The sequence below is a fragment of the Corynebacterium sp. HMSC08C04 genome (genome assembly GCF_001807495.1).
In the GTDB taxonomy this organism is placed as follows: domain Bacteria; phylum Actinomycetota; class Actinomycetes; order Mycobacteriales; family Mycobacteriaceae; genus Corynebacterium; species Corynebacterium simulans.
In genome coordinates, this window is sequence record NZ_KV789229.1 from 60,123 (window position 1) to 73,402 (window position 13,280).

The window sequence follows — 13,280 nt, forward strand, 5'->3', positions numbered from 1 at the left end:
GCTGTCTTTACTTCGGCTCTAGCGCGCAAAGCGCAGCGGGTCGCAGGCCGAAAGGTCGATGCTGGGGTCCTCGCCGAGGACGAGCTCGCGCGTACACCGTGCACCGAAGGCGGCCAGCAGGATACCGTGGCGGAAATACCCGGTGGAGACAATGAGCCTGTCACTCACGCGACCCAGGTAGGGAAGATCATCAGGCGTGCCCGGGCGGGCGCCGGTGGTGGCTTCTAGGAACTCGCAATCTTCGATGCCCGGCAGCACCCGGATGGCATCGCGCAGCAGGTCATAGACACCGCCGGCCAGCGGGGCATTGAGGCTATCCTCGCGGCTGGTCGCGCCCACGGCGATGGTTCCGTCACCGCGTGGAATCAGATAGATAGGACGGTCTTCCACGAATCCGCGCACCACGCGGTCTAGCAGCGGGCGGCGTTGCTCTGGCACACGTAGGCGCAGGATGTCGCCGTAGACTGGGCGCAGCGGTTGCGACCATTCGCTAAGACCATTCGCCCCCAGTCCGGCGGCCAGCACCACCTGGTCTGCGGCGAAAGTACCTCCTTCGGTGTGTACCACTCCGCCGTCGACTCCATCGTCGACGCGTGTGACCTTTGTGCGGTGAAAGTGCACGCCTAGGTTTTCCGCGGCGTCGTATAGCGCGAGCGCCCATTGCCGGGGGAAGACCTGCGTATCCCCGGGAATTGAGACGGCGCCGGCCAGGCGTGGGCTCAGCCCCGGTTCGAGGGAGCGCGCCTGCCGCACGGTGATGCGCTCGACCTGCATGCCGTGCGCATTCTGGTAGTCCATGAGCTCTGACAAATGCTGGGAATCGGCGCGGTCCGCGGCTACCACGAGCGTGCCTTCGTCGCGGTAGCCGGTATCGAGGTCGCTGTGCTTGGCGACGGCCTTGATAAGCTCCGGATACCATTTGCCCGAGGCCTGCATTAGCGGAAAGAGCGGGTCTTGTTGATAGACCACCTCCGCGGCGGGAGCCAGCATGCCGCCGGCATGGTGCGTGGCGCCGGATGCTGGCGCTGGGTCGAAGACATCGACTTTGATCCCTGACTGGGCCAACTCTACTGCGGTGGCAAGGCCGATGACCCCGGCGCCGACGATGGCAACGCTTGAGCTGGCAGTGCTGGCAGTGCTCATGCGCGACCTTTCTCGAATTCGCTCAGGAGACGCTCGCAGTAGGCGGCTGGGTCCGGGGCATTCATGATTCCGCGCACGACGGCCAGGCCGTCGACGCCGGTTGCAGCGAGCTCGGCGGCATCGTCCGCGGTGACGTCGCCGATGGCGACTACGGGCAGCTGCGAGGCGGCGACGATCTCTGGGTAGCCCTCGAGCCCCAGCGGGGTGCGTCCAGAATCCTTCGTCGGGGTAGCGCGGAAGGGACCGCAGCCGACGTAGTCGAGGACGTCCGCGTACTGGTTTGCGTCCCTAATTAACTCAAGCGTTCCCGTGGTCAGGCCGATGATTGCATCGGGGCCGAGCAGCTCACGTGCGGCACGTGGGCAGAGATCGTCCTGGCCGATGTGCACGCCGTGGACGGGCGCGCCCGCGCAACGCAGAGCTAGGGCGACGTCGACGCGGTCGTCGATAAGCACGTGCGCGCGCGGATTTACCTCGTGCACCGCCTCGGCCACGCGGGCGCCCAAATCATAGAGCGTGCGGGCAGAAATTGGCTTTGAGCGCACCTGTACCACGCCCGCGCCGCCACGCACGGCGGCCGCGGCAATCTCCGGTGACATATTGGTGCCGGTGACGAAGTAACAACGCAGATCAAGCACGGTCGGCTGGCTCCGTGTCTGCCGTTTGATAGAGCTTGGAGCCTTGCGCCTTGAACTCGGCTGACATCATTGCCTCGCCGGCCTTGGCATCGGTGGGAAAGCTCGGCATGCCCAGGGAATCCGAGAAAGTATCGCGGATGTCCTGGCTAATCCGCATGGAACAGAACTTCGGGCCACACATCGAACAAAAGTGCGCGGTCTTGGCGGGCTCAGCCGGCAAGGTCTCATCGTGGTATTCCTGCGCGGTCTCAGGGTCGAGCGAAAGCGCGAACTGATCGTGCCACCGGAATTCGAAGCGGGCCTTGCTCATGGCGTCGTCCCACGCCCGCGCGCCGGGGTGGCCCTTGGCCACGTCGGCGGCATGCGCGGCGAGCTTGTAGGTGATGACGCCGGTCTTGACATCGTCACGGTTCGGCAGACCCAGATGCTCCTTCGGGGTGACGTAGCACAGCATCGCGGTGCCGCCCATGGCGATGTGTGCGGCGCCGATGGCGGAAGTGATGTGGTCATATCCCGGAGCGATGTCCGTGACCAGCGGGCCCAGTGTGTAGAACGGGGCGTCGTGGGCCCAGTCCTGTTCCAGCTCGTTGTTTTCCTGGATCATGTTCAGCGGAACGTGGCCGGGGCCTTCCACCATGACCTGCACGTCGTATTCCCAGGCGCGGCGGGTGAGCTCGCCGATGGTCTTAAGCTCGGCGAACTGCGCGGTGTCGTTGGCGTCGGCCAGGCTGCCAGGGCGCAGGCCATCGCCCAAGGAGAAGGCGACGTCGTATTGCGCGAAAATCTCGCAGAGCTCGTCGAAGTTCTCGTAGAGGAAGGACTCCTTGTGGTGGGCCAGGCACCAGCCGGCCATAATCGAACCGCCGCGGGAGACAATTCCGGTGACGCGCTTGGTAGTCAACGGGATGAAGGGCAACAACACACCGGCGTGGATGGTCATGTAGTCCACGCCCTGCTCGCACTGTTCGATGACGGTATCGCGGAAGATCTCCCAGGTAAGGTCCTCGGCCACGCCGTTTACCTTCTCCAGCGCCTGGTAGATAGGCACGGTGCCAATCGGTACTGGGGAGTTGCGCAGAATCCACTCGCGGGTGGTGTGGATGTCATCGCCGGTGGAAAGATCCATCACGGTATCGGCTCCCCAGCGGGTGGCCCAGCGCAGTTTGGACACTTCTTCTGCGATAGAAGAAGTCACGGCGGAGTTGCCGATGTTGGCGTTGATCTTGGTCAAGAACTTGCGGCCGATGATCATCGGCTCGGACTCAGGGTGGTTGATGTTATTCGGGATAATCGCGCGTCCGCGGGCGACCTCGGCGCGCACGAACTCGGGATCGCAGTGCTCGCGCAGCGCCACGAACTCCATTTCCTTGGTGATGATTCCCTTGCGGGCATAGTGCATCTGGGTGACGCGCTTGCCGGCCTTGGCGCGCAGGACGGCACGCTTCTCGCCGCGCCATTCCGCTGAGGCCGCACCACGCTTTTGGGCGGACTTGCCGTCGTCGGCCAGATTGCGCTCGCGGCCGGCGTACTCCTCAACGTCGCCGCGGCCTGCAATCCACTCGCTGCGCAGACCCGGCAGGCCCACCTCCGGCTCACACTCGGGGCCGCGGGTGCGGTAGACGCGGAAAGGCTCGTTGGGCCCAGTGGGTGAGTCATCGAGCTCGATCTGGGTTTCCGGTACCTCCAGGCCATCACGGATGATGGGGGAGTAAGAGTGCTTTGGATGGATCTCGTTAGGGGTAGCCGACATGGCGCCTTCCTCACTTCCTTCGCTGGTGCTAACCAGACAGGTTCGAACGGTCTAGACGCGGCCTTGGCGCCTATCTCAGCCCACTTCTTCGTGGGCACCCGTGGGGTACTTGCATCACACACCATAAACCCTGTGATGCGCGTCTGTCTTGGAATTGCAAGAATTTGCTGTTCGCGCGGTGGGTATGGAAGAATTCCTTTGTTCTATGTAACAGGCACGAACCGGTCAGCTTCTTCAAGGTTGAAGGGGCGCTAGGGTCCTCTGTCTTAAACTGAAAAGGAAAAACAATGGCTAACCTCATTGACAAGGTAGATGCAGCACAGCTGCGTGACGATGTTCCAGACTTCCGCCCAGGCGATACCCTCGACGTAAACGTCAAGGTCATCGAGGGTAAGACCCAGCGTGTTCAGCTCTTTAAGGGCGTGTGCATCCGCCGCCAGGGCGCTGGCATCCGTGAGACCTTCACCGTCCGCAAGGTCTCCTTCGGCATCGGCGTTGAGCGTACCTTCCCGGTTCACTCCCCGAACCTCGAGTCCATCCAGGTTGTACGCCGCGGCCGTGTCCGCCGTGCAAAGCTGTACTACCTGCGCGACCTGCGCGGCAAGAAGGCTCGCATCAAGGAGCGCCGCTAGTTCTAGCGCCGAAAGCGCCCGCCTCCGTCTTCGTTCCTCATTCGAGGTTCGAGAGGGAGAGCGGGCGCTTTTGCTATGTCTAGACTTTTAGGTCTGGACTGTTAGCTTTGCTCTAGTTTTCTTGGTTTTGGTCCGGCGTTTAAATCTGTGCTGAGCTGGTGCCCGGCTGCTGGGTGGAGTCCTGGGCCATTTGCTGCTCGGTGAGCATGTGCTTAATGTCTTGTTGGTCGCTCCTTACCTTTTTCGCCCACCAGACGACGCCCGCGACGATCGCAACGATGATCAGTAGCGGTACGAGTATGAAAAGAAGTTCAATTATTCCCAAAGACATAAACAGCACGCTACTTCAGGCGAAAAAGTAATTCAATACTTTTTGATGGAAGTTTGCGGAGCTCGCGGGGGACTGATGGGGGATTCGGCGAACTTAGAGTTCGCTGAATGCTTTCGTCAGGGTACCGGTTTTCGGGCCCATTGTTGCTAGGATTTAGCCCGTGAATAACGAGAAGGAATTCGAAGACCATGGCGCAGACGTCGCGACTAGCGAGGCCAAGCCGGTAGAAGAAGTATCAGAGAAGAAAGAAAAGAAGGAGAAAAAGGAGCTGCCGTGGCTCCTGGAGACCCTTCTCATCATCCTCTGCGTATTGTGCGTGGTAGGCCTCGTACAAACCTTCATCGGCCGCCAATATGTCATTCCTTCTGGTTCGATGGAGCCAACCCTCCACGGCTGCGATGGCTGCACCAATGACCGCATCTTCACCGAGAAGATTTCCTACTACGGAGATAAGGGCCCAGAGCCTGGCGACGTCGTGGTGTTCAAGGGCACCGATGACTGGAACCGCAATTACCAGTCGCCGCGTTCTTCCAACGAGGTCATTCACAAGATTCAGGATGTACTGAGCTACGTCTCGCTGACCCCGCCGGATGAGAACACCTTGGTCAAGCGCGTCGTAGCTACGGGCGGCCAGACCGTGTCCTGTCAGGAGGGCGATCCAGCTGTGATGGTGGATGGCAAGCCGATTAACCAGGACTACGTCATGGATCCGCCAACCTACAAGGTTGACGAGAAGACCGGTTCCTATGCCTGCGGCGGTGCCTACTTTGGCCCAGTTACCGTTCCGGAAGGAAACATCTGGGTAATGGGCGATAACCGCACGGCTTCCGCGGACTCCCGCTATCACATGCAGGATCAGTACCAGGGCACCATTCCGGTAGAAAACGTCCGCGGCAAGGTCATGTTCGTGTTCTTCCCGTTCAACCACATCGGTGGGGTAGATGACCCAGACATCCAGGCCTAGAAAGCGGCGTCCCAACCTAGAAAACCGCGCCGTTGACCACGCCCCGGAAGAAGAGCGCGTGCGCGTGCGCGATCTTCTGCCTACGGTCATCGTGGTGTTTCTGGTCTTGGCTTTCGTGCAGACGTTCATCGGGCGGATGTATCTGATTCCGTCGGCTTCGATGGAGCCGACGTTGCATGGCTGTGCGGGCTGTAAGAACGACCGTATCTTGGTCCAAAAACTCAGCTATTACTTCTCTGATCCGCAGCCCGGTGATGTCGTGGTCTTCGCAGGCACCGATTCCTGGAATTCTTCCTTCGCAGTAAAGCGCTCCGATAACGTGCTCGTTCGCGGCGTCGAAAATGCCGGCGCGGCCATCGGCTTGCTGCCTAATGGTGAAAACATTTTGGTCAAGCGTGTTATCGCTACCGAAGGCCAGACCGTTTCCTGCGAGGCAGGTGACCCGGCAGTGATGGTGGATGGCCAGCCCATCGACCAGTCTTATGCCAAAACCCCGCCAGAGATGCCGGTGGATACCGCAGCTGGCTCGGAGGCCTGCGGCGGCAGCTATTTTGGCCCCGTCACGGTCCCGGAGGGAAATATTTGGGTGATGGGTGATAATCGCACGAACTCGCTCGACTCCCGCGCGCACTTGGGCGACAACCTGCAGGGCACGATTCCGGTGGACAATGTTCGCGGCAAGGTAGAGGCAGTGGTTCTGCCGATTCCACGCGCACAGCTTATCGACGATCCCAAAATCCAACATGCGGCGGCTTAAACAACAGCGCACCTACGAAGTGGCCTTGAGTAAGGCTGGTCTGGGCCCGGTAGCCGGCGTCGATGAGGCCGGCCGCGGGGCGTGCTGCGGGCCGATTACTATCGCCGCATGCATCCTGCCGGAGAAGATCGTTCCGGAGTTGGATAAGCTCACCGACTCTAAAAAGCTCACGCCCAAGACGCGGGAGAAGCTCTATCCCATCATCAAAGACAAGGCTCTGGCCTGGTCTGTGGTGCATATTGGGGCGGATGACATTGATTCTCGCGGCATCCAGCACGCTAACGTCTCTGGGATGCGTAGGGCGGTAGCGCGCCTGGAGGTGCGCCCGCACTACGTGCTTACCGACGCCCTGAAGATCCCCGGCATGCCCGCACCCCAGCTGCCCATGGTGGGCGGCGATGCCGCGGCGCGCTGCATTGCGGCTGCCAGCGTGCTGGCGAAGGTCTCGCGCGACCACGTGATGGATGAGCTCGATAGGCAGTATCCGGGCTATGGTCTGGGCTCGCACAAGGGCTATGGAACGGCTATTCATCAGGAAGCGATCGCCCAATTGGGTGCCTGCCCGGAACACCGGATGAGCTATCGCAACGTGGCACAAGCCCACGCGAAATTTCTCGCGCGCGCCTGAAACTGTTCAGGTGATTTCCGGGTTAAGCTAAGGCCCATTGACCCCACAACTTTGGAGGATTAGCAAGTGAGCGCCGAGGAACTCGACAACTACGAGGCGGAAGTAGAACTCTCCCTCTACCGCGAATATCGAGATGTTGTAAGCCAGTTCTCCTACGTAGTGGAAACCGAGCGCCGCTTCTACCTGGCGAACGCCGTGGAGCTCATCCCGCACACCTCAGGCCCGGATGTCTACTACGAGGTACGCATGTCTGATGCCTGGGTATGGGACATGTACCGCTCTGCTCGCTTCGTGCGCTACGTCCGCGTTATTACCTACAAGGACGTCAACATCGAGGAGCTGGATAAGCCAGACTTCCTCCTGCCGGAATAGTTATTTCCTTAAAATGTCAGCCCCTGAATAAGGCTGTGCTGGCTTAGCAAACGACACCATCTTTGCGCGCCCTGTCGCGGTAACTTGCCTGAGTCGCGGTGAGTTATCCACAGTTGGCGCGCTTTTTGCGTTTTGGGGCTAGCTATATTCTCTGCTTCTGCGCTGGACTGGGTCTTACAAAGAAAAGTTGATGCGGCTTTTGCGGCGTTTCAGCGGGTGTCGCAGCCCAGGGCGCGGCGAAAGCTCGGAATTTGGGGGAGTAAAGCGTGCTTTTAAGGTCCAATAAGAACCAGGTTTTAGGAAAACGCGGGGAGGCATTTGCCGCGCAGTTTTATCGTGAGCGCGGCGGACAGGTGCTGGCCGCCAACGTGCATTATGCGGTGGGCGAGATTGACCTTATCGTGCAGGAGGGGGCCACGATTGTTTTCGTAGAAGTTAAGACGAGGGCCTCTGATGCTTTTGGGGTAGCCGAAGCCGTTACCCCGCGAAAGCTGGTGCGCATGCGGAAGGCTGCGGCGCAGTGGCTGCAGGATAAACCCTTGTCCGTGGTGCGCTTCGACGTCGTGGCGCTGGTGGCACGCGGCCAGGGATTTGAGCTCACGCACTACGAAGGGGTTGAGCATGGCGCTCGGTAGATGCCATACGACGGCCCTCGAAGGCGTTACCGCGCACGTGGTCACGGTGGAAGCCAACGTGGGAACGGGGCTGCCGGGAGTGCAGGTGGTGGGCATGGCGGATACGGCGATCTCGGAATCGCGAGACCGCATCCGTACTGCGGTGGTTAACTCGCGGCTGCCGTGGGCGAAGACGCGCGTGGTGGTCTCAATGGCGCCGGCGGCTTTGCCGAAGTCAGGTGCACACTTTGACCTTCCCATGGCGTTGGCGATCTTGTCTGCACAGATGCCGCACAATGAACTCCTCGACAATGCGTTGGTGCTTGGTGAGTTGGGCTTAGATGGCAGCGTGCGCCCAGTATCTGGCATCATTCCAGCACTTCTAACGGCGCGGTCCCAGGGCTTCGACACCTTGGTGATCCCGCCGGGCAATGCGGCTGAGGCGACGCTGGTGCCGGATATGAACGTGCTGGTCGCGCACACGCTTGTCGATGCCTTCGCATGGGCATGCGGCAGCCGGGACTTGCCTTCGGCGCAGGGGATGGAAGTACCAGTTCCCGCATGCGAGGAGGTTCCAGACTTTCGCGACATCGCGGGCCAGAGGGAAGCGAAGTGGGCCGCAGAGGTTGCGGCCGCTGGCGGGCATCACCTGTTGATGGTGGGCCCGCCGGGATCAGGAAAGTCGATGATTGCGGCACGTTTGCCTTCCATCCTGCCCAAGCTGAGCACCGACCAATCCGTCGAGGCAACAGCCATTCACTCCTTGGCGGGCACTCCCGGCGCGGTGGTCTCCCGTGCGCCGTTTATTGCGCCGCATTCCTCGGTTACGCGGGCAGCGCTGCTCGGCGGCGGTGCGGGGAATCCGCGGCCAGGCGCGGTGAGCTTGGCGCATCATGGGGTCTTGTTCCTCGACGAGGCCAGCGAAGTATCCGCGCGCGTATTGGACGGGCTGCGCGCTCCCTTGGAGGACGGGCACGTGACCATCTCGCGTGCGCGGCGCGAAGTTACCTTCCCGGCGCGTTTTCAGCTGGTGCTGGCCGCCAATCCATGCCGTTGTGCCGCTGAGGAGCCAAGCAAGTGCCGGTGTAGGGCGTCTGAGCGACGGAACTATCTCACAAATTTGTCGGGGCCGTTGCGTGACCGCTTGGATATGGTGGTGGATATATCGGGCCGGGCGGCGAGCTTGCATGCGGTGGATGAGGAGCCTTCGGCGGCAATCGCGGAAAGGGTCGCGCAAGCACGGGATCGAGCGAAGCAGCGCTGGCGCGGTGATGGACTTGCCGTTCACAATAACGGTGCGGTGCCAGCTTCGTATTTGCGGCGGAATCGTCCTGCGACGGAGACTGCAATGGCGATGCTTGCGGCCTATCTTGCAGATGGCGAGCTAAGCCAGCGCGGCGTTGACCGTGTACTACGCCTAGCGTGGACGCTGGCAGACCTTGACGGCAGAGCCCAGCCTGACATCGACCATGTGGGCAAGGCGCTAGACCTGCGTGGGGCGGGCGTGCTGGAAAGGCTGGCGGCATGAGTAGCTTAAATTTGTCTACTTCGCTGCATGCTTGGATCTATCTCAACCGAGTGGTGGAAGGTCCATCTCGTACCCTGCACGGTTTGTTGTCCCAGTACCCCGTGGATGAGGTGGCGCATGGTGTCTATCACGCGGCGGACTGGATTGGTGCGTTGCGCGATGAGACGACAAGTAGGAGGGACTGGCTGCGGCAGGACGAAGACTTGGCAGCGGCGCAGCGCGTGGGCGCGCGGCTGATTACTCCTGAGGATGCTGAATGGCCTCGGGAAGAATTCGCCCAGGCCTTCGGCTTCTATCAGGCAGGCGGCGCCGATGCCCCGGCGACCTTTGATAGCCAGGCCGTTCCACCGCATGCGCTGTGGGTGAAAGGCAAGTCCGTGCGCGAATGCGTGGCTCAGTCGGTAGCTCTCGTGGGAACACGCGCGATTAGTCGCTACGGCTGGGAGGTCTCCAAGTTGCTGGCTGGGGGCTTGGCCAGCCACCAATGGACCACGGTTTCGGGCGGGGCGCTGGGCGTGGATACGACTATCCATGAAGCAACTTTGGAAGCAGGTGGCCAAACAGTCGCGGTTGCGCCATGCGGCATCGATGTTAACTATCCTGCGCGCAATGCGTCCTTGTTCGCGCGGATCGCGGAAAGCGGATGCGTCATCTCTGAGTTCGCGCCCGGGACTACCCCGCAGCGTCATCGTTTCCTCACCCGCAACCGCTTGGTCGCGGCGCTTTCGGCCGGCACTGTGGTGGTAGAAGCCGCGTTTCGTTCAGGGGCTCTCAACACTTTGAACTGGGCGGAGGCGCTCGGCCGGGTAACCATGGCGGTGCCAGGGCCAGTCACCACAGCAGGCTCGCTGGGATGCCATCAACGCATCCAGGACCAGCGGGCGCAGCTGGTGACATCGGTGGATGAGATTCGCGGGTTGGTGGGCAACGTCGGAAGTGTGGATGCGGCAGGGCAATACGAGCTCGACTTTGCTCCGAGCAAGGTGCAGCAGCTATCTCGCAACGAGCTCAAGGTCTTTGATGCCGCGCCACAAAATAGCGAGGAAGGTGCAACCGCAGAAGACATCGCGCAACAAGCAGGCATGCGCGTGGCCTTGTGTGTCCACCTCTTGGTGGCTTTGCAGAAACAGGGGCTGGTCATGCGCGAGGGCAAGCACTGGCGGCGCAGTGAATGAGATACGAGAACACAAATGACAAAGGCGACAAAGGCGCTGCGCTAGACAGGGGAATGCTGAGCCTTCTGCAACTGGAGTAGACTCCTGGGACATGACACGGAGCGCGGAGGAGCTATCTGGGCAGCTGGTGGAGGCAATCGAGGATTTCGCCGAGCACCAGCTGCTCATCCGTGGGCGCTCGCAGGCCACGGTGAAGGGATACCGCTCCGACCTTCGGGACTTAGCTCGTAGCGTTCCAGATTTTGCGAGTTTCGACCTGAACGCATTGCGCGCCTGGCTCGGTGAGGCTGTCACCGCCGGCAAGTCCCGAGCCACCTTGGCACGCCGCACCGCGGCGGTTCGAGCGTTTTCGACGTGGGCGGTGCGCGAAGGCCATCTTGGCTCGGACGTTGCAGCGCGCTTGGTGACTCCGAAGGTGGGCAAACACCTGCCTAAGGTTCTGGGGGAGAACGAAGCAGGGGAGCTCGTGGGCAATGCCGTCTCGGCCGACGAGGTTCATTTCCTGCGTGATAGTGCGATGCTGGAGCTGCTCTACGCCACCGGCATGCGTGTGGCAGAGCTTGCCGGCCTCGATATCGGTGACCTCGATCTGCGCCGGCAGACCGCGCGGGTTACCGGTAAAGGAAACAAACAGCGCGTGGTGCCTTTTGGAGAGGCAGCCGCTGATGCCTTGCGCACTTGGCTGGATAAGGGCCGCGCGCAATTGGCGGGGGAGACGGAAGCCGTCTTCGTGGGCACACGCGGTGGGCGTATTGACCAACGCCAGGTACGCCGCGTGGTGGAGAAAGCCGCACAGGTAACCGGCGCCAATGGGCTAAGCCCGCACAGCTTGCGGCACACTGCGGCCACCCACCTTCTAGAAGGCGGCGCAGACCTGCGCGTGGTGCAGGAGCTTTTGGGGCACTCGTCCTTGCAGACCACGCAGGTTTATACCCACGTTTCCGCACAGCGGCTCAAGGATGTTTACTCTAAGGCCCATCCACGGGCTTAAGCCGGATCACCGGGGCGTCGAGAAGCGAAAGCGGATCGATATACGTCTTTTCCGGGCCGTCGATAAGCGCGCCCCAGTGCAGGCCAGGCTTGCCGTCCACCGGTGGTGCTAACCTGCCAATGACTTGGCCCTCGCGGACCTTATCGCCCTTGGACACATGCCCGAATACAGGCTGATAGGTCGTGCGCACGCCATCGGCATGCGCGATGGAAACTACGGGTTTGCCCGCCACCTTGCCAACAAAATAGACCTCGCCGTCGCCAGCAGCGCGAACGTCAGAGCCAATCGAAAGCGCCAGGTCCACACCCCGGTGACCAGCGCTCCACTTCTGAGCCGGTGGATCAAAACCTTCCAAAACCCGCGTTGCCATGGCAGCGCCCGTGGTGGGATCGACATATGCCCACGCGGTCGGCGTGTTGGGCGCGCCGGGAGCACAGGGAAGAATGACCAGTTGAAAGGCGCCGAGGCACAGAGCCAGCCAGCAGACATTTGGCTTCGTGCGTATCCAAGAAAAGTTCTTTGCGTTGAGTTTCATAGACCTAGTCTTTGCAATGGGGCAGTGGTGGCGAAAGAGTTGATTAATGCGCTGTGAACAAACTGGGGTTAGTGGGGTGCATGTGAGCGATGTGGTGCCGTTTGGGGCCGCGTCAGCGAAAAATTGTGGAAAAACGCCACTCGTTTTGGACTAGTGCGCAGGATGCGGCTAGAATTTGCCCCAGCAGTGTGTCTGGCATGTTTAAAAACATTTCGATGCGCTGACTACGCGCGGCGAAGTCGTTGCTTCCTGGGTTAAGGAAGAAACAGCCCTGTGTTGACGCGGTCCCCACATGACGTGGGGTGTTGACCAGAGCCTTCGTTGCTAGGGTGCGGAATAAAACACCGCACATTTTCTTGCAAAACCGAAATAACAACAGAAAGCGAGCGAATCATGGCAGTTGTAACCATGCGCGAGCTCCTCGACGCTGGTGTGCACTTCGGCCACCAGACCCGTCGTTGGAACCCAAAGATGAAGCGTTTCATCTTCACCGACCGTAACGGCATCTACATCATCGATCTTCAGCAGACCCTGACCTACATCGATGAGGCTTTCGAGTTCGTCAAGGAGACCGTTGCCCACGGCGGCACCATCCTCTTCGTCGGCACCAAGAAGCAGGCTCAGGAAGCAGTTGCTGAGGAAGCAACTCGCGTTGGCATGCCTTACGTCAACCACCGTTGGCTGGGCGGCATGCTCACCAACTTCCAGACCGTTTCCAAGCGTCTGAAGCGCATGAAGGAGCTTCAGGCAATGGACGCAGCTGAAGACGGCTACAAGGGCCGCACCAAGAAGGAAGTTCTCATGTTGACGCGCGAGCGCGTCAAGCTGGAGCGCGTTCTCGGTGGCATCTCCGAGATGACCAAGGCGCCTTCCGCACTGTGGATTGTTGACACCAACAAGGAGCACATCGCGGTTAAGGAAGCTCAGAAGCTGAACATCCCAGTTGTTGCCATCCTGGACACCAACTGCGATCCGGATGACGTTGACTTCCCGATCCCGGGCAACGACGACGCAATCCGCGCTACCAAACTGCTGTCCGGCATCATCGCCACCGCAGTTGAAGAGGGCAAGAAGGCCCGCGAGGAGCGCCAGCTGGCTGCAGCTAAGGAAGCTGCCGGCGACTCCGCTGAGAAGGAAGCTCGCGACGCAGCAGAGGCTGCTGCTGCTTCCGACCCAGCATCTGCTGAGTCCGCAGAGTAAAAGACTTTAGGCTAAGCCCCCG

15 protein-coding genes and 1 riboswitch are annotated in these 13,280 nt (G+C 60.8%); of the genes, 10 read left to right on the forward strand and 5 right to left on the reverse strand.

Going from position 1 to position 13,280, the window contains the following annotated elements; all coding sequences use genetic code 11:
- Positions 1 to 18: 18 nt before the first annotated feature.
- The 3 genes from thiO to thiC form a co-directional block, all read right to left on the reverse strand.
- The gene (thiO, locus tag HMPREF3169_RS10205; RefSeq protein ID WP_070456395.1) at positions 19 to 1,143 is read right to left on the reverse strand and encodes a glycine oxidase ThiO; all 1,125 of its coding nucleotides are present in this window, start codon (positions 1,141 to 1,143) and stop codon (positions 19 to 21) included.
- Entirely contained in the window at positions 1,140 to 1,781 is a 642-nt protein-coding gene (locus HMPREF3169_RS10210; protein WP_083281306.1) for a thiamine phosphate synthase, read from the reverse strand. The genes thiO and HMPREF3169_RS10210 overlap by 4 nt, the downstream gene beginning before the upstream one ends.
- The gene (gene thiC, locus HMPREF3169_RS10215) at positions 1,774 to 3,531 is read right to left on the reverse strand and encodes a phosphomethylpyrimidine synthase ThiC (RefSeq protein WP_070433255.1); all 1,758 of its coding nucleotides are present in this window, start codon (positions 3,529 to 3,531) and stop codon (positions 1,774 to 1,776) included. The genes HMPREF3169_RS10210 and thiC overlap by 8 nt, the downstream gene beginning before the upstream one ends.
- A riboswitch (TPP riboswitch) is annotated at positions 3,528 to 3,643 on the reverse strand. It overlaps the preceding gene by 4 nt.
- A 175-nt stretch (positions 3,644 to 3,818) precedes the next feature.
- On the opposite strand from thiC, the gene rplS reads away from it, so the two are divergent.
- A complete protein-coding gene (gene rplS / locus HMPREF3169_RS10220; protein ID WP_062038443.1) occupies positions 3,819 to 4,163 on the forward strand; it encodes a 50S ribosomal protein L19 in 345 nt (114 codons plus the stop codon).
- A gap of 139 nt (positions 4,164 to 4,302) precedes the next feature.
- On the opposite strand, the gene HMPREF3169_RS10225 is transcribed toward rplS, so the two are convergent.
- Entirely contained in the window at positions 4,303 to 4,494 is a 192-nt protein-coding gene (locus HMPREF3169_RS10225; RefSeq protein WP_148132125.1) for a hypothetical protein, read from the reverse strand.
- Positions 4,495 to 4,654: 160 nt separating this feature from the next.
- On the opposite strand from HMPREF3169_RS10225, the gene lepB (HMPREF3169_RS10230) reads away from it, so the two are divergent.
- From lepB (HMPREF3169_RS10230) to HMPREF3169_RS10265, 8 genes are all read left to right on the forward strand, one after another.
- Positions 4,655 to 5,458: a signal peptidase I gene (lepB, locus tag HMPREF3169_RS10230; RefSeq protein WP_061923229.1), complete on the forward strand. Its 804-nt coding sequence runs from the start codon at positions 4,655 to 4,657 to the stop codon at positions 5,456 to 5,458.
- On the forward strand, positions 5,436 to 6,215 hold the full coding sequence (gene lepB / locus HMPREF3169_RS10235; protein WP_070433252.1) for a signal peptidase I: 780 nt from the start codon (positions 5,436 to 5,438) through the stop codon (positions 6,213 to 6,215). Before lepB (HMPREF3169_RS10230) ends, lepB (HMPREF3169_RS10235) begins: the two co-directional genes overlap by 23 nt.
- Positions 6,202 to 6,843 (forward strand): ribonuclease HII, encoded by a 642-nt coding sequence (locus tag HMPREF3169_RS10240; RefSeq protein ID WP_070456400.1) that lies wholly within the window; start codon positions 6,202 to 6,204, stop codon positions 6,841 to 6,843. The genes lepB (HMPREF3169_RS10235) and HMPREF3169_RS10240 overlap by 14 nt, the downstream gene beginning before the upstream one ends.
- 66 nt (positions 6,844 to 6,909) lie before the next feature.
- Complete coding sequence (locus HMPREF3169_RS10245) at positions 6,910 to 7,215, forward strand: DUF2469 domain-containing protein (protein ID WP_061923219.1); 306 nt, start codon at positions 6,910 to 6,912, stop codon at positions 7,213 to 7,215.
- A gap of 266 nt (positions 7,216 to 7,481) precedes the next feature.
- Positions 7,482 to 7,850, forward strand: coding sequence for a YraN family protein (locus HMPREF3169_RS10250; protein ID WP_061923217.1), 369 nt, complete (start codon positions 7,482 to 7,484; stop codon positions 7,848 to 7,850).
- Positions 7,837 to 9,357 (forward strand): YifB family Mg chelatase-like AAA ATPase, encoded by a 1,521-nt coding sequence (locus HMPREF3169_RS10255; protein ID WP_070456402.1) that lies wholly within the window; start codon positions 7,837 to 7,839, stop codon positions 9,355 to 9,357. Before HMPREF3169_RS10250 ends, HMPREF3169_RS10255 begins: the two co-directional genes overlap by 14 nt.
- Positions 9,354 to 10,532: a DNA-processing protein DprA gene (dprA, locus tag HMPREF3169_RS10260; protein WP_070456404.1), complete on the forward strand. Its 1,179-nt coding sequence runs from the start codon at positions 9,354 to 9,356 to the stop codon at positions 10,530 to 10,532. Before HMPREF3169_RS10255 ends, dprA begins: the two co-directional genes overlap by 4 nt.
- A 91-nt stretch (positions 10,533 to 10,623) precedes the next feature.
- A complete protein-coding gene (locus tag HMPREF3169_RS10265; RefSeq protein WP_061923208.1) occupies positions 10,624 to 11,523 on the forward strand; it encodes a tyrosine recombinase XerC in 900 nt (299 codons plus the stop codon).
- Here the strand turns inward: HMPREF3169_RS10265 and HMPREF3169_RS10270 are convergent.
- Positions 11,501 to 12,058: a M23 family metallopeptidase gene (locus tag HMPREF3169_RS10270; protein WP_083286117.1), complete on the reverse strand. Its 558-nt coding sequence runs from the start codon at positions 12,056 to 12,058 to the stop codon at positions 11,501 to 11,503. The genes HMPREF3169_RS10265 and HMPREF3169_RS10270 overlap by 23 nt on opposite strands.
- A 393-nt stretch (positions 12,059 to 12,451) precedes the next feature.
- Here HMPREF3169_RS10270 and rpsB point away from each other — a divergent pair, with 393 nt between their 5' ends.
- Complete coding sequence (gene rpsB, locus HMPREF3169_RS10275; protein WP_061923205.1) at positions 12,452 to 13,258, forward strand: 30S ribosomal protein S2; 807 nt, start codon at positions 12,452 to 12,454, stop codon at positions 13,256 to 13,258.
- The last annotated feature ends 22 nt before the right edge of the window (positions 13,259 to 13,280 follow it).